The sequence below is a fragment of the Pseudomonas frederiksbergensis genome (assembly GCF_900105495.1).
Classification (GTDB): Bacteria; Pseudomonadota; Gammaproteobacteria; order Pseudomonadales; family Pseudomonadaceae; genus Aquipseudomonas; species Aquipseudomonas frederiksbergensis.
Genome location: NZ_FNTF01000002.1, coordinates 4,690,105 through 4,709,810 on the forward strand (window position 1 = coordinate 4,690,105; position 19,706 = coordinate 4,709,810).

A 19,706-nucleotide genomic window follows, 5' to 3' on the forward strand; every position below is an offset into this window, starting at 1 on the left:
TCATGACAACTCTTTCGGGCAAGACTGCACTGGTCACCGGGTCCACCAGCGGCATCGGCTTAGGGATAGCCCTCAGCCTGGCCAAGGCTGGCGCCAATCTGATCCTCAACGGTTTCGGTGATGCGTCCAAGGTAATCGCCGAGGTTGAACAATTCGGCGGCAAGGTCGGCCATCACCCGGCTGACGTGAGCAACCCTGAGCAGATCGCCGACATGATCGCCTACGCCGAGCGTGAGTTCGGCGGCGTGGACATCCTGGTCAACAATGCCGGCATCCAGCACGTGGCGCCGCTGGAAGAGTTCCCGGTGGAGCGCTGGGATTCGATCATTGCGATCAACCTGTCGTCGGTATTCCACAGCTCCCGTTTGAGCCTGCCAGGCATGCGCGCCAAAGGCTGGGGACGGATCATCAATATCGCTTCGGTGCACGGCCAGGTCGGGTCGGTGGGCAAGGCAGCCTATGTGGCAGCCAAGCATGGGGTGATCGGTTTGACCAAAGTGGTCGGGCTGGAAACGGCCACCACCAATGTCACCTGCAACGCCATCTGCCCGGGTTGGGTGCTGACGCCTCTGGTGCAAAAACAGATTGATGACCGCATCGCCAAAGGCATCGACCCGCAACAGGCGCAGCATGATTTGCTGGCCGAGAAGCAGCCTTCCCTGGAGTTTGTAACGCCGCCACAATTGGGCGAACTGGTGCTGTTCTTGTGCAGCGAGGCCGGTAGCCAGGTGCGTGGCGCGGCGTGGAATATTGATGGTGGGTGGTTGGCGCAGTAACCAACCGGACCCTGATCGTTCCCACGCTCTGCGTGGGAATGCAGCCCGGGACGCTCTGCGTCCCAAGAGCCGAACGCGGAGCGTCCGCTGAGGCATTCCCACGCAGAGCGTGGGAACGATCTGAACGAGAGAGCAACAAGAAGAGGCAAGCCATGTCCGACATCCTCTGGCAACCCAGCGCCAAGCGCATCGGCAAGACCCGCATGGAGGCCTTTCGGCGCTTCATCAATCAGCGACACAACCTCCACGTCGACGACTACCCTGCCCTGCATCAATGGTCCATCGATCAGCGTGAAGCGTTCTGGCAGGCCATCGTCGATTTCTTCGACATCCGTTTCCACGATCAACCGGACGCAGTACTGGTCGAGGGCACGCAAATGCCCAGCGCCCAATGGTTTCCCGGCGCCACCCTGAACTTCGCCGAACACCTGATGCGCCGTCGCGACGATGGCGTGGCGGTCATTGCCATCGGCGAAAACGGCCAACGCGAACACCTGACCTGGGCAGAATTGGCCGAGCATGTCGCCGGTTTCCAAAACAGCTTGATCGCCGCTGGCGTCGTCATTGGCGATCGAGTGGCCGCCTGCATGCCGAACACCTGGCAAACCCTGGTGGCCATGCTCGCCACCACCAGCCTGGGGGCAATCTGGTCTTGCTCTTCGCCGGATTTCGGCACCCAAGGGGTGATCGATCGCTTCGGCCAGATCGAACCGAAAGTGCTGCTCACCTGCGCCGGGTACCGCTATGCCGGCAAGGACATCGACCAGACCGCCAAGGTCAATGAAATCCTCGAGCGCTTGCCGTCCTTGCAGCAGTTGATTGTCGTGCCTTACGCCCGGCCGCAAGCGCGCATCGAACACTTCCACACCACGGCCAACGTGACGCTCTGGGATGACTTCTACGACGTGGGCGGCGAGCCGGAATTCGTCCCCGTGCCGTTCGCGCATCCGCTGTACATCCTCTATTCCAGCGGCACCACCGGCGTGCCGAAATGCATCATTCACAGCACCGGCGGCGTGTTGCTGCAACACGTCAAGGAACACGGATTGCATTGCGACCTCGGCCCCGGCGACCGGTTGTTCTACTACACCACCTGCGGCTGGATGATGTGGAACTGGCTGGTCTCGGCGCTGGCCGTGGACAGCACGGTGGTGCTGTACGACGGCTCACCATTTCATCCGGACCCGGAGCGCCTGATCGACCTGATCGACGACGAACGCATCAGTGTCTTCGGCACCAGCCCCAAGTACCTGGCAACCCTGGAAAGCAGCGGCATCAAACCTCGCGAAAGCCATGACCTGAGCAGCCTGAAAACCCTGCTGTGCACCGGCTCCGCGTTATCGCCGCAAAGTTACGACTACGTCTACCGCGATCTCAAGCCTGACCTGTGCCTGGCCTCGATGTCCGGTGGCACCGACATCGTCTCGTGTTTTGTGAACGGTAATCCGTTGCAACCGGTACGCCGTGGCGAGATACAAGGCAAAAGCCTGGGCATGGCGGTGGAAGTCTGGAACGACAATGGCCAGCCGGTAGTCGGCGAAAAAGGTGAGCTGGTGTGTACCCGGCACTTCCCGGCCATCCCCATCGGGTTCTGGAATGACCCTCGGCAGGAAAAGCTCCGCGCTTCGTATTTCAGTCAGTTCCCCGGTGTCTGGGCCCAAGGCGATTACGCAGAACAATTGCCCCACGGCGGGATGATGATCCACGGACGCTCCGACGCTGTGCTCAACCCCGGCGGCGTGCGCATCGGAACCGCGGAAATCTACCGTCAGGTGGAGAAAGTGCCACAGGTCCTGGACAGCGTGGCCATCGGTCAGCAGTGGCAGGATGACGTGCGGGTGGTGCTGTTCGTGCGGTTGCGCGAGGGCGTCGAACTGGACGAAGCGCTGCAACAACAGATTCGCCAGGTCATCCGCGCCAACACCACACCGCGGCATGTGCCGGCGAAGATTGTCGCGGTGACCGATATACCGCGCACTATCAGCGGCAAGGTCGTTGAACTGGCGGTGAGGAATGTGGTGCATGGGCAGAAGGTCAAAAACACTGATGCCTTGGCCAATCCCGAGGCGCTTGAGCAATTCCGAAACCGCCCCGAACTCAACGACTGAACGCCGGGGATCTACTGTGGGAGCGAGCCTGCTCGCGAAAGCGGTGTGTCAGTCGACATCAATACTGACTGACCCGCAGCCATCGCGAGCAGGCTCGCTCCCACATGGGATTTATGTCAGTCCATTAATCCCCATTCACCCGGTGGTGCGGGGGATTGCGGTGACGCCTCGGCGTGCAGCTTCAGCCGTAGACGCAAATTGTTCACTGAATCCGCATACTTCAACGCTTCCTCCTCATTGATCGCCCCCTCGACGACCAATGCGTAAAGCGCTCCGTCGAACGTCTGCATCCCCAGCTCCACAGACTTCTCCATGATCCCCTTGAGTTCGGATAACTCATTGCGCCGGATCAGATCGCCGACGGTTGGCGTGCCAATCATCACTTCCACCGCCGCCCGTCGCTGACCATCCCGGGTGTGCACCAACCGTTGGGACACGAATGCCTTGAGGTTGTTGCCCAGGTCGTGAAGCAGCTGTGTCCGCCGTTCCTCGGGGAAAAAGTTGATGATGCGGTCCAGCGCCTGATGGGCGTTGTGGGCATGCAGGGTGGAAATCACCAGATGACCGGTATCGGCAAACGCCAGTGCATGCTCCATCGTTTCGCGGTCACGGATTTCGCCGATCAGCACCACGTCCGGTGCCTGGCGCAGGGTGTTCTTCAATGCGGCGTGAAAACTGCGGGTATCGACGCCGACCTCGCGCTGGTTGATGATCGATTTCTTGTGCCGATGGATGTATTCGACCGGGTCTTCGATGGTGATGATGTGGCCACTGCTGTGGCGATTGCGGTAGTCGATCAATGCCGCCAGCGAGGTAGACTTGCCCGAGCCGGTAGCGCCGACGAATAGCATCAGTCCTTGTTTGAGCATCACCGTCTCGAGCAGTACCGGCGGTAGTTTTAAGTTTTCGAAACGCGGAATGTCGAGCTTGATGTTGCGCGCCACGATTGACACATCGTTGCGTTGTTTGAAGATATTGACCCGAAAGCGTCCGATGCCGGCCAAGGAAATCGCCAGGTTCATCTCCAGTTCCCGATCGAACTCAAGACGCTGTTCGGCGTCCATGATGGACGCGGCAATGGCCGCGACTTCTCCCGGCTTGAACGGCTGATCAGCCAAGGGTTTAAGCACACCCTCGAAGCGTGCGCTGGGTGGCGCACCGGTGGACAGATAAAGATCGGAGCCATTCTGGCTGGCCAGGAGCCCTAACAGTGCATCGATTTCCATGGCAAAAAGCACCCGCGAAGCATTCAATGAACAAAAATGACCCAAATGGATCAGCCAGCATCTACTGCGGTACAAGGATAGTCGACACCGCCACACCGACTTAAGTGCAGGACATCTTGATGAACGCAACACCGACCGGCAGCGATGCCCAGGCCTTGATTGCCCGACTGGACTGGAGACTCAGCCCACTGGGCGCTGCCAGTACCTGGCCGCAAAGCCTGCGCACCGCCGTGGATATCGTGATTCATTCGCCGATGCCCATGCTGTTGCTGTGGGGGCCGCAGCTCACCCAGATCTACAACGACGGCTTCGCCCTGCTGTCCGGCAGCAAACATCCACATGCTTTCGGACAACCGACACACCTGGTCTGGCCAGAGTTAAAAGACTTTACCGACCCCATTTACAGCGCCGTCCTACAAGGACAGGTACGGACCTACAGCGAACAGCGCTTCACCTTGCAGCGTAATGGCCAGGATTCCGACTTCTGGCTGGACCTGACCTACAGCCCCATCCGCGATGAAAGCGCCCAGGTCGCCGGGATTCTGGTTACCGCCATCGAAACCAACGAGCGCCGACGCATCGCCCTCGAACTCGAGCAGCGTTCGGCTGCCAGCCTCAAGGCCCAGCACGAAACCGAGGAACGCCTGCAACTGGCCCTCGCGGCCACCGACGCCGTGGGCACCTGGGACTGGGACATCAACGAAGACCGTTTCATCGCCGACGCTCACTTCGCCCAGTTACACGGTATCGACCCGCTGCTCGCCAATCAGTTGCCCATCAGCGCCTACCTTCAAGGCGTGCACCCGCAAGACCGCGCCATGGTCGCCCGCAGCATCAAGCACTCCATCACCCACGGCACCGAGTACGCCGAGGAATATCGCCTGCTGCAAGCCGACGGTCAGTTGCGCTGGGTGTTTGCCCGGGGTCGTTGCTACAAGGACCACCATGGACGGCCAATCCGCTTCCTCGGCGCAGCCCTGGACCTGACCGAACGTAAACATACAGAACAAGCCTTGCGGCAAAGTCAGACCGAGCTGCAACTGATCATCAACGCCATGCCGATCCTGATCAGCTACGTGGACAGCGAGGAACGCTTTCGCCTGAACAATGCGGCCTACCTCGACTGGTACGGGCTGACGCCTCAGGAGCTCTTTGGCAAAACCATCCGCGAAGTACTGGGTGAAGAAGCCTATGCCTTGCGCGCCGAATACATCGCACAGGCACTGTCCGGCAAGCCTTGTTGTTTCAGTATCAGCACCCCGCACCGTGACGGCAGCATCCGCCATGCCCTGATGAACTACTTGCCGCGCCACGGCGCGGATGGCGCGGTCAATGGTTTCTATATCTTTGTGATTGACGAAACCGAGCGCAAACAGACCGAAGAAGCCCTGCGCAATCTCAACGAAACCCTTGAGGAACGAGTCGCCGCCCGCACTCAACAATTGGCGCAAGCCAACCAGCGACTGCAGAACGAGATGTTCGAACGCGAACGGGCCGAAGAGGCGTTGCGCCATGCCCAGAAGATGGAAGCCCTCGGCCAGCTTACCGGCGGCATCGCCCATGACTTCAACAATATGCTCACCGGAATTATCGGCAGCCTCGACTTGATGCAGCGCTACATCGCCGACGGGCGCGCCGCCGAGGTAGGGCGTTTCAGCGAGGCGGCAGTGTCCTCGGCCAACCGCGCCGCCGCCCTGACCCATCGCCTGCTGGCGTTTTCCCGGCGCCAGTCACTGGACCGCAGGCCGCTGAACGCCAATGATCTGATCCACTCCCTGGAAGACCTGCTCAGTCGGACCACGGGCGATCACATCGAGCTCAAACTGCAACTGGCCGATGACGTCTGGCCGGTCAGCACCGACGTCAGCCAGCTGGAAAACGGCCTGCTCAATCTGGTGATCAACGCCCGGGACGCCATGCCCGACGGCGGCGAGTTGCGGATCGAAACCGCCAACGTGTACCTCGACAGCAGTGACATCAACACCCTGGAACCGGTCAAGGCCGGGGATTATCTGATGATTGCCGTCAGCGACAATGGCACCGGCATGACCCCGTCGGTGCTGGCCAAGGCCTTCGACCCATTCTTCACCACCAAACCCATCGGCCAGGGCACCGGTCTTGGGTTGTCGATGATCTATGGTTTTGCCCAGCAGTCGGGCGGGCATGTCAGCCTGTTCAGCTTGCCGGGTCAGGGCACCAGCGTTCGTCTGTACCTGCCGCGGCTGCACAACGCAGAGCCCGAAAACGTCTTGATGCCGGTCACCAGCGAAGCCCCGGCCGCGATTGCCGGTGAAACCGTGGTGTTGGTGGAGGACGACCCGGCAGTGCGCATGCTGGTGCTCGATCTGCTCAAGGAGTTGGGTTATCACGCCCATGAAGCCGAAGACGCGAAGACCGCCCTGCCCCTGCTGGAATCCGACCTGCGGATCGATTTGCTGGTCACCGATGTCGGGCTTCCGGGCATGAACGGTCGGCAACTGGCAGAGATTGCCCGCCAGCACCGCCCTGAGCTCAAAGTGCTGTTCATGACCGGTTATGCGGAAAAAGCCGCCGAGCGCCAGGGCTTCCTGGAGGAAGGCATGGACATGGTGGCCAAGCCGTTTTCCATTGACCTGATGGCCAACAAGATTCGCGCGATGATCGGCCAACCGGACTGAGTTCAGGCATAATCGCGCGCCTCACGCTGGCACCCACATAGCCACCACCGTTGCAAGGTACTGCGAATGAAAGCTCAAGCCCGCCATATTCTGGTGAAAACCTCGGAAGAAGCCGAACAGCTCAAACAACGCATCGCCAAGGGTGAAGCCTTCGATGTGCTGGCCAAGAAGTATTCCACCTGCCCGTCCGGCAAGCGCGGCGGCGACCTGGGTGAAGTGCGGCCCGGGCAGATGGTCGGGGTTATCGATGCGGTGATTTTCAAAAAACCATTGCGGGTGGTGCATGGCCCGATCAAGAGCAAGTTTGGCTATCACCTGGTGCAGGTGTTTTACCGGGATTGATCGGTTGGCTGAGGGCCCTGTGGCGAGGGGGCTTGCCCCCTCGCCACAGAATCCCCTCGCCACAGGGATTGCATTTCAGTTTTTCGGAATAAGTGCTCCCGGCACCTGAATCACCCGACTCGCCAACCGATGCCCTGCTTCAGCCGCCTCAACCGGGCTGCCTCCTTTCAGGCGACTGGCCAGATACGCTGCGCTGAACGAATCCCCCGCCGCCGTGGTGTCCACCACTCGCTCGACCACCTGCGCCGGCACTTCAAACGACTCGCCATCACAACGAATCAAACACGCCTCGGCACCACGCTTGAGTACCACTTCAGGCGTGCCAATCTGCTCGTATGCGGCAAACACCGCCTCACAATCGGAAAAATCAAACAGCGCCTGCTCGTCATCAACGGTCAGCAACGCCAGGTCAACATACGGCAGAACGCTGCGATAGGCCGCCCGTGCCTCCTCGATCGATGCCCACAAACGTGGTCGGTAGTTGTTGTCGAACACGATCCGCGCATCCCGCTGCCGGGCTTCGACCAGGGTTTCGAACAACTTCTCCCGACCTTGCGCACCGAGTACCGCCAGGGTGATGCCGCTGAAATACAGCACATCGTAATCCGGCAGTGCCGCCAGGATCGGCGCGGCAGCCGGGGTGGTGAAACAGTCGCGGACGGCCGCCTCGTTGCGCCAGTAAAGAAAACGCCGCTCGCCGGCAGCGTCAGTCTGGATGCAATACAAACCGGGCAAGCGGCCGGGCAAGCGCTGGACCATATCAAGCCCGATGTTTTCATCAGCCCAGCTCTGGCACATGGCATCGCTGAAACTGTCGTCACCCAGGGCGGTGACGTAATCCACCATGCCGCCCTCGCCCAACTCCCGGGACAGGTAAACCGCCGTGTTCAAGGTATCGCCACCGAAACTCTGTTGCAGACTGCCGTCGGCGCGTTGCTGCAACTCGATCATGCACTCGCCGATCAGGGCGATACGCGGGGTGTTGGGGCCGAGGGTGCTGATGGTGTTCATTGTTTTTGTAGTCTCTGGTGTTTCTGTGTTGTCTGGCCGGCCGTCATCGCGAGCAGGCTCACTCCCACAGGATTTGTGGACACTGAAGATCCAATGTGGGAGCGAGCCTGCTCGCGATGGCCGCGCCGCGATCTGGAGCCTTAGAAACAGGTTTCCATGGTTTCGATGACATTCAGCTGCTCATCCACCAGACACCCGATACGCCACTTGTCGAACGTCAGGCACGGGTGCGAAGTGCCAAAGGAAATAATGTCCCCCACCCGCAACTCAACCCCCGGCGCCACGGTCATGAACGCATGCTGGTCCATCACTGCTGTCACCTTGCAGGCGCTGACGTCGTCGCCCGTCGCCGGCACCACGCCCGCCTTGTAACGCAACAGCGGCACCGGTAACCCAGCGTCGTAGGCCACGTCGCGTTTACCCAGGGCGATCACCGCAAAGCCCGGTTCCGGCAACGACTGCACATGCGCCCAGACTTCCATCGCCGGGCGCAGGCCTTCGTGCAGGTCGCTGCGGCGGTCGAGTACGCAGCATTGCGCTTCTTTGTAGATGCCATGGTCGTGAGCCACGTAGCTGCCGGGACGCAGCACACTGAGGAAACGCCCGCCAGCGTTCTGCGCTTCGAAGGATTCAGCGATCAGGTCATACCAGGCCGAACCCGATGCCGTGATGATCGGCTTGGGAATGGCGAACGCGCCGCTGTCCTGCAACTGCACGGCCAGACGCACCAAAGAATCAGCGAATGCACGAATACCACTCACCGCGTGATCGCCGTGAATCACCCCTTCGTAACCTTCGATCCCGGTCAGTGCCAGGGCAGGTTGTGCAGCAATGGCGTTGGCCAGCGCGACCACTTCGTCTTCCGTGCGGCAACCACAACGACCGCCGACCACGCCGTACTCGATCATCACGTTCAAGCGCACACCGCGGGAGGCGAAATACGCGCCCAGGTCAGCGACGTTGTCCGGGTGATCGACCATGCAATAGAAATCGAAGGCAGGGTCTGTCAGCAGATCAGCGATCAGTGCCATGTTCGGCGTACCGACCAGTTGGTTGGCCATCAGCACCCGATGCACGCCGTGGGCGTAAGCCGCACGAGTCTGGGTGGCACTGGCCAGGGTGATGCCCCAGGCACCGGCATCCAGTTGGCGGCGAAACAGCGCCGGGGTCATGCTGGTTTTACCGTGGGGGGCGAGTTCGGCGCCGCTGTTGCTGACAAAGTCCTGCATCCAGCGAATGTTGTGTTCCAACGCGTCGCGGTGCAGCACCAGCGCAGGCAGGCTGACATCGCGCACCAGATTGGCGCCTGTGTGGGCAAAGCCCTTTTCCACGGTGGCAGTATTTTTCACAGAAAACATACTCGAACTCCTCACATTCGCGGCCGCAGGGCAGCCGCTGTTATTCGTTGATGCGACGGGCCAGGCTGTTGGCACTGTCGATCAGCACCCGGCGGTAGTCGTTGTAGTTGTTCTTGGCATCAGCCCGTGGGGCGACGATGCACAGGGTCGCAATGGCCACGCCGTTCGGGTCTTTGACCGGGGCGGCGAAGCAATGGGTAAAGGTGTCCGCGACGCTATCGAAAGAGAAGAAGCCATCGATAGCGGCTTGACGGATTTCACCGAGAAACTGCTCCAACGGCAGACGCTCGCCGTTAGGCAAGATGAAGTCGTCGTGATCAATCAGGTCGACGATTTCCTGGTCGCTCAAGTGCGCCAGCAGCAGGCGCCCGGAAGCGGTCCAGGGGATCGGCGCGTTCTCGCCGATGTCCGAGGAAATGCGGAAATGCCGCTCGCCCTCTTTCATCAAGGCCACGGTGTATTTGCGCCCGTTGAGCAGGCACATCTGCGCGGTTTCGCGGGTCTGGCTGACGATCTCCTGCAAGGCGTGATCGGCCTCGCGGGTCAGGTCGAAATGGCGTAAATGTGCCTGTCCGAGGAAGTACAGCTGACGGCCGAGGTAGACGTGACCGTCCTTGCCCACGGCCTCCAGAATCCGTCGCTCCAGCAGGGAAGCAACCAATTCGTAGACAGTGGATTTCGGGCTGCCGATGCCGCTGGCGATTTCGTTCGGGCGCAGGGGCTTGCCGACTTCCTTGAGGAAATCGAGGATATCGAACGCCCGGTCCAGACCGCGAGCCCGGCGCTTGATGGTGTCTTCGGTCATTTCATTGGTTCCCATAAAAGTGCCGGGAGTTTAACCAGAGTGCAGCGACGACCGTTAGGCCGTCTTCGCGGGCAAGCCACGCTCCCACATTAGATTGCATTCCCCTGTGGGAGCGTGGCTTGCCCGCGATGGCGCGACTCGGTTCAGGCCTTTTTCTTGTACGCGATGCAATCGATCTCGACCTTGCAATCGACCATCATGTTCGCCTGCACACAGGCTCGGGCCGGTGCGTGTTCGCTTTTGAAGTATTCGGAGAACACCTTATTGAAACTCCAGAAATCCCGCGGGTCTTCCAGCCACACACCGGTGCGCACTACGTCTTCGAGGCCGTAACCTGCCTCTTCGAGAATCGCGATCAGGTTCTTCATGGTCTGGTGAGTCTGTTCGACGATGCCACCCACAATGATTTCGCCATCCAGCGCCGGTACTTGCCCGGACACATGCAGCCAGCCATCGGCTTCAACGGCGCGGGCGAAAGGTCGGGGCTGGCCGCCACCGGCGGTGCTGCCGGTGCCGTAACGAGTAATGCTCATGAGTGTTTCTCCTGGTTGAAAAGTGAAAATGCTTTTGAAAAAAATCAGAACCGCGTGTTCTTGAGAAACTCCGCCAGACGCGGTGATTGCGGGCGTTCGAACAGTTCCTTGGGTGGCCCCTGCTCTTCGATCCGCCCCTGATTCATGAAAACGATCTTGTCCGAAACCTCGAAAGCGAAGCGCATTTCGTGGGTCACCAACAGCATGGTCATGCCGTCCTCGGCCAGGCCTTTGATCACGCTCAGCACTTCGCCCACCAGTTCCGGGTCGAGGGCCGAAGTGACTTCGTCGAACAGCATCAAACTCGGGTTCATCGCAATCGCCCGGGCAATCGCCACACGCTGCTGCTGACCACCGGACAACTGACCGGGATAGTGATCGCGGCGTTCCAGCAAGCCGACCCGCTCCAGCCATTTTTCCGCCAGGGCCACCGCTTCATCCTTGTGCAGCTTTTTGACCTTGAGCAAACCGAGGGTGACGTTCTGCAACGCCGTGAGGTGCGGAAACAGGTTGAATTGCTGGAACGCCATGCCGGTCATGGCCCGATGCCGCGCGATGACTTTTTCCGCGTGACGCACGCGCTTGCCGTTGACCTCGTCATAACCGATGGACTCGCCATCAAGCATGATCTGCCCGCCCTGGAACTCTTCGAGCATGTTCACGCAACGCAGCAGCGTGGTCTTGCCCGAGCCACTGGAACCGATCAGCGTGACGACGTTGCCGCGCTGCATGCTCAGGTCAACGCCCTTGAGCACTTCGAGCTCGCCGTACTTTTTGTGCAACCCGCGAATGTCCAGCAGGGGCTGATCGTTGTGAGCGTTATTAGATGGAGTCATGGCAAGGCCACCCGCTTTTCAATGTGCCGGCCGAGTAATTCGATGGCGTAGTTGATGACGAAAAACAGCAATCCGGCGAACAGGTAAAACTCGAGGGTCATGAAGGTCCGGGCGATGATCTGTTGCGTGCTGAGTAGCAATTCAGCAACCCCGATCACCGACAGCAGCGTCGAAGCCTTGACGATCTCGGTGGACGAGTTGACCCAGGTCGGCAAGATTTGCCGCAACGCCTGAGGCAGCAACACGTAGCCCAAAGACTGAAAGAACGTCAGGCCGATGGCCTTGCTCGCTTCCATCTGACCACTGGGCAGCGCTTGCAACGCGCCGCGCACAATCTCGGCGACGTGGGAGCCGCAGAACAGCGTCAGCCCCAACGCGCCCGCCTGAAAGGCACCGATCTGCCAGCCCAGCGCCGGCGCCATGTAAAAGCAGGCGAGCACCAATACAAACACCGGCGTGCCGCGAATGATGTCGACGTAAAACCGAAACGGCGCGCGCATCCAGAATTTGCCGTAGGTCAGCACCAGGCCGGCGACGATGCCGACCATCGTGCCCAGCAGAATCGCCAGGGCCGAGACCTGCACACTGGTCAAAAAGCCTTGCCACAACACTTCCCGGGCAACCCATAACTCATGCAACCAACTGGGGGATTCGTACATGTGGGCCTCCTATCGGCGAATCGCCAGACGCTGTTCGAGGTAGCGCAGCATCATGGCAATGAGGTAACAGGCCGCCACATAGAGCGCGGTGGTCACCAGCCAGGTTTCAATCACCCGGTAGCTCTCGACATTGATCTTGCGTGCGTAATAGGTCAGTTCCGGCACGGCAATCGCCGCGGCCAGCGAAGTGTCCTTGAACAGCGAAATGAAGTTGTTCGACAAGGCCGGCAGCACATTGCGCAGCATCACCGGCACGGTGATGTACGCCTTGACCTGCCACTCGCCCAGACCGATCGCCAACCCGGCTTCGCGCAGGCCTTTGGGAATGCTCAACAGCCCAGCGCGGAACACTTCGGTCAGGTAGGCCCCGGCATACAGCGACAGGGTGATGATGAACGACGGGATCTTGTCCAGACGAATGCCCAGACTGGGCAAGGCGAAGTAGATCAACAGAATCAACACCAGAATCGGCGTGTTCCGGATCACCGTCACATACACCGACGCCAGCACCCGCAATGCGCGGTGCTTTGACAGCAAAGCAAACGCCATCATCAGGCCGATCACGCAACCGATGGCGATCGACACCAGCGCCAGCTCAAGGCCCAGACCGAGCCCCGCCAGCAAGGTGTCGAAATCGCGCCACACGGCGGCAAAATTCAACTGATAGTTCATGGTCAGCAATACCTTGAGCGGGGCGATACATCACCGTCCCGCTCTCACAGGATCATTTGAATTCGACAGGGAAACCGATCGTAGGTGTTGGAAGGTCTACACCGAACCACTGTTTGAACGACGCGGCATACGTCGGGAACTCAACGCCTGTCATGCCTTCATGCAGGACGGTATTGACGAAGTTCAGCCAGTCCTGGTCGCCGCGCTTGACCGCGCAGGCGTAGGTTTGCGGGCTCCAGGCATACGCCGGGCTGCGATAGCGCCCCTGGTTCTGCACCATCAGGTATTTCACCGACGACTGATCGGTCGCAGCGGCGTCGGCACGGCCGGAGTTCACCGCCTGATACATCAGGTCCACGCTGTCGTACTGATCGACCTTGGCCTTGGGCAAGGCCTGATGCACCAGTTCTTCGGCGTACACGTTCTGCAACACCGCCACGGTCACACTGTCGCCGGCGGCTTTCAGGTCTTCGATTTCCTTGTACTTGCTGTTGGCCGGCAACAGCAGGCCGACGCCTTCGCGGTAGTACGGCAGCGTGAACGCCACTTGCTGGGCGCGGCTGGCGGTGACGGTAATGAACTGACAGCTCATGTCGACCTTGTCGGTCAGCAGGTTGGGAATTCGCGCATCGGACGACTGCACCACGAACTCGACTTTGCTCGGATCGTTGAACAACCCCTTGGCCACCATCCGCGCGATATCGATATCAAAACCCTGCAACTTGCCATCCGCTCCCTGGAAGTGCCACGGCGCATTGGTACTGCCCGTGCCCACAATCAGTTTCCCGCGGGCCAGCACGTTATCGAGCTTGCTGTCCGCCGCCTGGGCCACGCCCATGACAGCAGCCGAAGCCGCGAAAACAAAAACACACGCTTTAAACAAGGAAGGTCGGCGATGCATGGCAAGCACTCCAGGGTGATGTTTATTCCGCTATACCGGATGTTGGTATGTAACAACGGAATAGACAGCAGAAAGTGTGCCACAGGATCGGCAGAAAATCCTGGGTTATGGAAAATCCAGTTGATTCAGTTGGTTAGAAAAAACGGCTTGGACTATCTCGCACGACTCCTGGCAATGCGTTCGCTACCGAACGCAACCCATTGGGAAGTAACGCCACATTCAGGTGCATCTGTGTGCTGGATACAGACGCCGCGAGGCTCTTTGCTGCAAGTGACCGCTCATCGGATATACGGCCTTACCTGTCAGAAGTGACAGTTGTGGAATGCCTATTCGAATTGCCTAATTACTCAGCACCTCAATGCGGTGCCCCCCCTAAAAACGAACGATTCCGAAAAGGATTTTTGCAATGGCTAATTTGATTAAGAACGGTGACTTTTCTCAGCAAGGCAATGAGTGGACGGCGACCAATTCAGATAACGTGCGCTATGTAACGGGTCATTGCATTATCGGTTACCCGGATTCAATCAGTCAGGACGTCCTCACCGGTCCCGGCGCCGGCGGACAGTTCATGCTGTCCGCAAGAATGAAAACGCTCCCCAGCTCTGCTGCCCGGATTCAAGTGCAGCCACTTCCCACAGGCGAGCCGGTTTACCTTGACCTCCATGGCAATCAAGACTGGACAGTATTATCCAAAAAATTCGAGGTCCAGATCTCAACGATCAAGTTCAAAGTCACACTGGAAGCTAATGATGGTGATTCCGGCACTTTGGGCTCTTATTTCGGCGATGTGACGTTATCGAAGCTTCTCTAGTACACCGCGGAGGCCTGACACGTGAGTTATCGCATGGCGAGGACTCGCGTTATGTTTCGCCTGAACACGCCGCCGATGTATCCCAAGAGGAAGGTGTTTTTTAATGAACTCGACAGCCCCCCACTCAACGCTGGCCCCGGTCTATCGCAAGGCCTTGAAAACCTGGCGCCCAGTGATCCTGTACTTCGGCAGTGAACACTGTCCCGCCTGCGAAATGGCCGGACCGGTGTTTCGCCAGATTGCCGAGCCGTATCGGCATCACGCGCAGATCTACATGCTGACCACCAGCGAGTCCCCCGGCACCCGGACGTCACCGGCACACCCACCGTGCTGTTTTACAAGGAGGGAAAGCTGCTGAAGAAGCTCAAGGGAATCGGCACCGAGCAAACCCTGCAAGAAGACTTCGCCAGGCACATTGGCAAGGTCAAACCCAGATACGTAGCTCGCAAACCGAGCCATGACCTGGCCTGGTTGCATCAAACTCTGCGGACTTTGTGCACCGTACCTCGGGCACGTCTGGTGGGCAGGGCTTGAGTTGTCTGTCGCCGGATTGAGCGCTTTCGCGAGCAAGCCCGCGAAAGCCCCTCAAATCCGGCGAGAATTACCCGTCGATACGCGCCAGCAACACACGTGTGACCCGCCGCTCTTCAATCGCCACCACGGTCATCCGCCAGCCTTCCCACTCATGGCTGTCACCGATCATCGGCAGGCGATCCAGCAAGCTCACCACCAGCCCGGCCAGAGTCTGATAGTCGTCGGTGGGTTCTGCCGCAAATCCGGTCCGCTGTCGCACGCGCGCCAGGTTCAACGCGCCGCTGACCATGAATCCACCCTTCTGCTCGACCACATCCGGGCCCTCGATTTCGCTGGCGTCAGGTAACTCGCCGGCAATCGATTCGAGAATGTCGGTCATGGTCAACACACCGACGAAGTCACCGAATTCATTGACCACAAACGCAATGTGCGTCGAGGCTTTGCGCATCTGCTCCAGGGCATTGAGGATCGAGTAACTGTCCAGCAAGTTGATGGTCTTGCGCGCTAACTGCTCAAGACCGGGCGAGTGGCCGGCCAGGTGCTCCTTGAGCAATTCCTTCTTGTGCACGAAGCCCAGCGGCTCATCCACGGCGCCATCGCGAATCAGTGGCAGGCGTGAATAGGACGAATGCATCAGGCGCGTGCGAATGGCCTCGGCATTGTCGGACAGGTCGATGTAGTCGACGTCAGCGCGCACGGTCATCAAGGTGCGGATCGGCCGCTCGGCGAGTTGCAGCACACCGCTGATCATCACTCGCTCACGACGATCGAACAGTTCTGCGCTCGGCGCTTCACCGTTGTCCAGCATGTCGGCAATCTCCTCGCCGACCTCCTCCGCCGCCAGCTTGCGGCCACCGAGCAAACGCAGCACGGCGTGGGCCGTGCGCTCACGCATCGGTCGCAGGCCCTGCAAGGATTTCTTGCGGCGAGCCCGGGCGATCTGGTTGAAGACCTCGATCAGGATCGAGAAGCCGATGGCCGCGTACAGGTAACCCTTCGGTATATGGAACCCCAGGCCTTCAGCGGTCAGCGCAAAACCGATCATCATCAGGAAGCCCAGACACAGCATGATCACCGTCGGGTGTTCGTTGACGAAACGGGTCAGCGGCTTGCTGGCGACGATCATCAGGCCGATGGAAATAATCACGGCGATCATCATCACCGCCAGCTCATCAACCATGCCCACAGCGGTAATCACCGCGTCCAGAGAGAACACCGCATCGAGCACCACGATCTGCGCCACGATCGGCCAGAACAGCGCATAACCGGCGTTGGACGAGCGTTGGCCGATATGGCCTTCGAGCCGCTCGTGCAATTCCATGGTGGCTTTGAACAACAGGAACACCCCACCGAACAGCATGATCAGGTCGCGGCCCGAGAAGCTCTTGTCGAACACCTCGAACAGCGGCTGAGTCAGCGTCACCAGCCAGGAAATACTCGCCAGCAGGCCCAGGCGCATCAGCAACGCCAGGGACAAACCGATGATCCGCGCACGGTCGCGCTGCTCGGGCGGCAGTTTGTCGGCGAGGATGGCGATAAACACCAGGTTGTCGATGCCCAGCACCAGCTCCAGCACAATCAACGTCAACAGGCCCAGCCACGCGGTGGGGTCAGCTATCCATTCCATAAAAACGTCTCGATCTCTTCAGTGAATTCAGAATGCCGGGCACGGCAAGGCGCGGCGCGGAGGCCGTGGAACTGCAATGTCAAAGGTCTTCAGAAGTCGAAAGACTGGGTGTTTCGCGTGCATCAAGACCGCGCAGTCGCGCGAGGAGAAAGGATAACCGGGAGGCTCCAAGAGGGTGTTCATGCAGGTCCTGAAAGGAAAAAGGCCTTGGAGCGTACAGGCGAAAGCGACATTTCCTACAGCTGGAAATCATTACAAAATCTGTAATCAGCGATTTTTGACCTGTTCGATATACCTCGCCACTGCCGGTGATTTTTCGAACCGCCGATAAATCAACGACAACCACGAGCTCGCCTCGCAACCCTTGATTGCCCGGTACAACACCCCGGGCAAACCCACATGCCCCACCACTGATTCGGGCACCACCGCAACGCCCTGCCCCAACGACACCAACGCAATCACCGCCACCAGCCCGCCCGGTTGCGCCCCCAGTTTCGGTGCAAATCCGCCCTCGGCGGCGACTTGCAAGGTGCCGCTGATTTGCTCCGGCAGGATGAACGTCTCGTTCTGCAAATGTTCCGGGCCAATCTCTGGCAGTCGGCACAGCCAGGACTCGGCCGGCAGCGCCAGCACAAAGCCTTCTGCGTCCAGGCGAATGGCTTCCAGGCCCTCTGGCAAGGTCATGGGTGAGCGGACATAGCCAATATCGAAACGCCCCTCGAGCACCATCATCGGCAATGAAGCCATGGGACTTTCCCGCACGTTCAGGCTGACGTCAGGACACTCGCGGCCGAAAGCTTGCACCTGTTTCTGCAGCACGCCCGAATACACCGCCGACGCCACGTAACCCAGTTCGATATGGCCAATATCCCCGCGCCCGGCGCGCTGGGCGTTGTACTGAGCGTATTCGAATTGCCGCACCGTCGCCTCGGCCTCGATCAGCAGCGCGGCGCCGGCCTCGGTCAGGCTGACTTCACGTGTCTGGCGCACGAACAATCGCGTGCCGAGTTCGTTCTCCATGTCCTGGATCTGTCGAGTCAAAGTCGGCGGTGCGATACCGAGTTGTTCAGCGGCGCGGGTGAAGTTGCCTTGCCGGGCAACGGCCAGAAAATAGCGGAAATGCCGTATATCCATCGGTGCGTTAGCTCAAAGGTAATGAAGTGACAAGGCACGCCTAACAAGGGGAACGCCAACAGACGATAAGCTGCACAGACTTCCACAGTAGAGAAACGCTGCCATGCCCGTCAAACCCAAGGTGAGCCCGCGCCTGACATTACTCACAGCCTCAGGCGTTTGCTCGCTGATCGTTCTCGACACCAACATCGTCGCCGTCACCCTGCCTGCGATCGCCCGCGACCTGGGCGCAAACTTCGCCGACATCGAATGGGTGGTCAGCGCTTACATGCTGGCCTTCGCGGCCCTTTTGTTGCCGGCTGGCAGCATCGCCGACCGCTTTGGTCGGCAGAAAACCCTGCTCTGCGGGTTGGCCATCTTCATTCTCGCGTCCATTGGTTGCGGTGCCGCGCCCAACGCGCTGTTCCTCGACATCGCCCGGGCGATCAAGGGTGTCGGCGCGGCCTTGCTGCTGACCTCGGCCCTCGCCTCCATCGGCCACACCTTTCACGACGAAGTGGAACGGGCCAGGGCCTGGGCATTCTGGGGCGCATGCATGGGAGTGGCGATGACCGCTGCGCCGACAGTCGGCGGGCTGATCACCGAATACCTGGGCTGGCGCTGGATTTTTTACCTTAACCTGCCCGTCGGATTGTTCCTGATGGTGATGGTCTGGCGCGCCGTGCCAGAGTCCCGCGACACTCAGTCCGCACGCCTCGATCCCTGGGGCAGCCTGGCGTTCAGTGCCAGTTTGCTGTGCCTGATCTGGGGGCTGATCGAGGCAAACCGGATTGGCTGGAGCAACCCGCTGACCTACGCTCGGCTGATCGGCGGCGCCTTGTTGCTGGGGCTGTTCGTGGTGATTGAACGGATGCAGCGGCGGCCGATGGTCGACCTGCAACTGTTCAAGCATCCGCGTTTCATCGGCGCGCTATTGGGCATGTTTGCCTACGCCGGTTGCGCCCAGGTGATGATGACCCTGCTGCCGTTCTACCTGCAAAACGGCCTGGGCTTCTCGGCCATCGCTTCAGGGTTGGGGATGTTGCCGTTTGCCCTGACGATGTTGATTTGCCCGCGCATCGGTATACGTCTTGCGCGTCGATTTGCCCCCGCCACGTTGATGGCCACCGGTTTGACCCTGGTCGGCAGCGGCAATCTGCTCAGTGCCTGGGCGGTCAGTAGTGGCGGCTACCTGCCCTTCGCCCTGGCGATTGCCGTGACGGGTGCCGGTGCAGGGCTGCTCAATGGCGATACGCAGAAGAACATCATGGCCTGCGTGCCACGGGAGCGTACCGGCATGGCGTCAGGCATGAGCACCACCATGCGTTTCAGCGCAATCGTGCTGGCCATTGGCGTGTTCGGCGCATTGCTGTCCAGTCACACCGAACTATTGCTGCGTACGAGCCTGACCGCACAAGGTGCGCAATGGCTCGGCCAAACCCAGGACATCGCCTCGCGGGTGGTGGCCGGTGACATGACGGCGGCGATGGGCCTGTTGCCGGAAACCGCGCGCACGGTGGTCGAACCTTTGGCCCGGCAAGCCTTCGTCGGCGGCTTCAGTCTGTTGCTGTGGGTCGCGGGGTTGTTGGCATTGCTGGGTGCGCTGGTGGTGGGCACGCTGATGCGCAATCCCATTCCCACCCACTCAACTGCGCCAATTCACCAATCTTCATCCCGGTCTCATTTGCGCGCTTGACATTAAAGTTAACTTTAAGCTTAGCCTCTGCTCATCACTGA

At 59.9% G+C, this 19,706-nt stretch carries 17 protein-coding genes and 1 pseudogene; 7 read left to right on the top strand and 11 right to left on the bottom strand.

The annotated features are described in order from the left end of the window. The first annotated feature begins 2 nt into the window (after positions 1-2). Positions 3-776: a 3-hydroxybutyrate dehydrogenase gene (locus tag BLW70_RS21995; RefSeq protein WP_074877531.1), complete on the top strand. Its 774-nt coding sequence runs from the start codon at positions 3-5 to the stop codon at positions 774-776. A 152-nt stretch (positions 777-928) separates the two neighbouring features. Continuing rightward, positions 929-2,884 (top strand): acetoacetate--CoA ligase, encoded by a 1,956-nt coding sequence (locus tag BLW70_RS22000; RefSeq protein ID WP_074877533.1) that lies wholly within the window; start codon positions 929-931, stop codon positions 2,882-2,884. Positions 2,885-3,000: 116 nt separating this feature from the next. Here the strand turns inward: BLW70_RS22000 and BLW70_RS22005 are convergent, their stop codons facing one another. After that, the gene (locus BLW70_RS22005) at positions 3,001-4,110 is read right to left on the bottom strand and encodes a PilT/PilU family type 4a pilus ATPase (protein WP_074877534.1); all 1,110 of its coding nucleotides are present in this window, start codon (positions 4,108-4,110) and stop codon (positions 3,001-3,003) included. Between the two features lie 119 nt (positions 4,111-4,229). On the opposite strand from BLW70_RS22005, the gene BLW70_RS22010 reads away from it, so the two are divergent. Further along, positions 4,230-6,767, top strand: a complete 2,538-nt coding sequence (locus tag BLW70_RS22010; RefSeq protein ID WP_074877536.1) for a PAS domain-containing hybrid sensor histidine kinase/response regulator — start codon at positions 4,230-4,232, stop codon at positions 6,765-6,767. Positions 6,768-6,833: 66 nt separating this feature from the next. Then, positions 6,834-7,109, top strand: a complete 276-nt coding sequence (locus tag BLW70_RS22015) for a peptidylprolyl isomerase (protein WP_007898282.1) — start codon at positions 6,834-6,836, stop codon at positions 7,107-7,109. A 75-nt stretch (positions 7,110-7,184) separates the two neighbouring features. Here BLW70_RS22015 and BLW70_RS22020 read toward each other — a convergent pair whose 3' ends face one another. The 8 genes from BLW70_RS22020 to BLW70_RS22055 form a co-directional block, all read right to left on the bottom strand. Next, positions 7,185-8,120 (bottom strand): sugar kinase, encoded by a 936-nt coding sequence (locus BLW70_RS22020; RefSeq protein ID WP_074877539.1) that lies wholly within the window; start codon positions 8,118-8,120, stop codon positions 7,185-7,187. A 140-nt stretch (positions 8,121-8,260) separates the two neighbouring features. Beyond that, complete coding sequence (locus BLW70_RS22025) at positions 8,261-9,478, bottom strand: amino acid deaminase (protein WP_074877541.1); 1,218 nt, start codon at positions 9,476-9,478, stop codon at positions 8,261-8,263. 40 nt (positions 9,479-9,518) lie between these two features. Continuing rightward, positions 9,519-10,283, bottom strand: coding sequence for an IclR family transcriptional regulator (locus tag BLW70_RS22030; protein WP_033061664.1), 765 nt, complete (start codon positions 10,281-10,283; stop codon positions 9,519-9,521). A 143-nt stretch (positions 10,284-10,426) separates the two neighbouring features. Continuing rightward, positions 10,427-10,816 (bottom strand): RidA family protein, encoded by a 390-nt coding sequence (locus tag BLW70_RS22035; RefSeq protein WP_007898265.1) that lies wholly within the window; start codon positions 10,814-10,816, stop codon positions 10,427-10,429. Positions 10,817-10,860: 44 nt separating this feature from the next. Next, complete coding sequence (locus BLW70_RS22040; RefSeq protein WP_074877543.1) at positions 10,861-11,652, bottom strand: amino acid ABC transporter ATP-binding protein; 792 nt, start codon at positions 11,650-11,652, stop codon at positions 10,861-10,863. Further along, on the bottom strand, positions 11,649-12,311 hold the full coding sequence (locus tag BLW70_RS22045; RefSeq protein WP_074877545.1) for an amino acid ABC transporter permease: 663 nt from the start codon (positions 12,309-12,311) through the stop codon (positions 11,649-11,651). The genes BLW70_RS22040 and BLW70_RS22045 overlap by 4 nt, the downstream gene beginning before the upstream one ends. 9 nt (positions 12,312-12,320) lie before the next feature. Then, entirely contained in the window at positions 12,321-12,983 is a 663-nt protein-coding gene (locus tag BLW70_RS22050) for an amino acid ABC transporter permease (protein WP_074877547.1), read from the bottom strand. 52 nt (positions 12,984-13,035) lie between these two features. Next, positions 13,036-13,884 (bottom strand): transporter substrate-binding domain-containing protein, encoded by an 849-nt coding sequence (locus tag BLW70_RS22055; RefSeq protein WP_074877549.1) that lies wholly within the window; start codon positions 13,882-13,884, stop codon positions 13,036-13,038. A gap of 406 nt (positions 13,885-14,290) precedes the next feature. Here BLW70_RS22055 and BLW70_RS22060 point away from each other — a divergent pair, with 406 nt between their 5' ends. Both BLW70_RS22060 and BLW70_RS22065 read left to right on the top strand, forming a co-directional pair. Further along, the gene (locus BLW70_RS22060; protein ID WP_074877552.1) at positions 14,291-14,695 is read left to right on the top strand and encodes a hypothetical protein; all 405 of its coding nucleotides are present in this window, start codon (positions 14,291-14,293) and stop codon (positions 14,693-14,695) included. A gap of 103 nt (positions 14,696-14,798) precedes the next feature. Further along, positions 14,799-15,229, top strand: a pseudogene (locus BLW70_RS22065) (thioredoxin family protein). 67 nt (positions 15,230-15,296) lie between these two features. Here BLW70_RS22065 and BLW70_RS22070 read toward each other — a convergent pair. Both BLW70_RS22070 and BLW70_RS22075 read right to left on the bottom strand, forming a co-directional pair. After that, positions 15,297-16,856: a TerC family protein gene (locus tag BLW70_RS22070; RefSeq protein ID WP_074877558.1), complete on the bottom strand. Its 1,560-nt coding sequence runs from the start codon at positions 16,854-16,856 to the stop codon at positions 15,297-15,299. Between the two features lie 267 nt (positions 16,857-17,123). Further along, the gene (locus tag BLW70_RS22075; RefSeq protein ID WP_074877560.1) at positions 17,124-17,990 is read right to left on the bottom strand and encodes a LysR family transcriptional regulator; all 867 of its coding nucleotides are present in this window, start codon (positions 17,988-17,990) and stop codon (positions 17,124-17,126) included. 103 nt (positions 17,991-18,093) lie between these two features. Here BLW70_RS22075 and BLW70_RS22080 point away from each other — a divergent pair, with 103 nt between their 5' ends. Next, entirely contained in the window at positions 18,094-19,665 is a 1,572-nt protein-coding gene (locus tag BLW70_RS22080; RefSeq protein WP_074877562.1) for an MFS transporter, read from the top strand. Positions 19,666-19,706 lie beyond the last annotated feature (41 nt).

Coding starts and splice junctions, on each gene's coding strand:
- BLW70_RS21995 (WP_074877531.1), top strand. CDS start 3: ATGACAACTCTTTCGGGCAAGACTGCACTGGTCACCGGGTCCACCAGC.
- BLW70_RS22000 (WP_074877533.1), top strand. CDS start 929: ATGTCCGACATCCTCTGGCAACCCAGCGCCAAGCGCATCGGCAAGACC.
- BLW70_RS22005 (WP_074877534.1), bottom strand. CDS start 4,110: ATGGAAATCGATGCACTGTTAGGGCTCCTGGCCAGCCAGAATGGCTCC.
- BLW70_RS22010 (WP_074877536.1), top strand. CDS start 4,230: ATGAACGCAACACCGACCGGCAGCGATGCCCAGGCCTTGATTGCCCGA.
- BLW70_RS22015 (WP_007898282.1), top strand. CDS start 6,834: ATGAAAGCTCAAGCCCGCCATATTCTGGTGAAAACCTCGGAAGAAGCC.
- BLW70_RS22020 (WP_074877539.1), bottom strand. CDS start 8,120: ATGAACACCATCAGCACCCTCGGCCCCAACACCCCGCGTATCGCCCTG.
- BLW70_RS22025 (WP_074877541.1), bottom strand. CDS start 9,478: ATGTTTTCTGTGAAAAATACTGCCACCGTGGAAAAGGGCTTTGCCCAC.
- BLW70_RS22030 (WP_033061664.1), bottom strand. CDS start 10,283: ATGACCGAAGACACCATCAAGCGCCGGGCTCGCGGTCTGGACCGGGCG.
- BLW70_RS22035 (WP_007898265.1), bottom strand. CDS start 10,816: ATGAGCATTACTCGTTACGGCACCGGCAGCACCGCCGGTGGCGGCCAG.
- BLW70_RS22040 (WP_074877543.1), bottom strand. CDS start 11,652: ATGACTCCATCTAATAACGCTCACAACGATCAGCCCCTGCTGGACATT.
- BLW70_RS22045 (WP_074877545.1), bottom strand. CDS start 12,311: ATGTACGAATCCCCCAGTTGGTTGCATGAGTTATGGGTTGCCCGGGAA.
- BLW70_RS22050 (WP_074877547.1), bottom strand. CDS start 12,983: ATGAACTATCAGTTGAATTTTGCCGCCGTGTGGCGCGATTTCGACACC.
- BLW70_RS22055 (WP_074877549.1), bottom strand. CDS start 13,884: ATGCATCGCCGACCTTCCTTGTTTAAAGCGTGTGTTTTTGTTTTCGCG.
- BLW70_RS22060 (WP_074877552.1), top strand. CDS start 14,291: ATGGCTAATTTGATTAAGAACGGTGACTTTTCTCAGCAAGGCAATGAG.
- BLW70_RS22070 (WP_074877558.1), bottom strand. CDS start 16,856: ATGGAATGGATAGCTGACCCCACCGCGTGGCTGGGCCTGTTGACGTTG.
- BLW70_RS22075 (WP_074877560.1), bottom strand. CDS start 17,990: ATGGATATACGGCATTTCCGCTATTTTCTGGCCGTTGCCCGGCAAGGC.
- BLW70_RS22080 (WP_074877562.1), top strand. CDS start 18,094: ATGCCCGTCAAACCCAAGGTGAGCCCGCGCCTGACATTACTCACAGCC.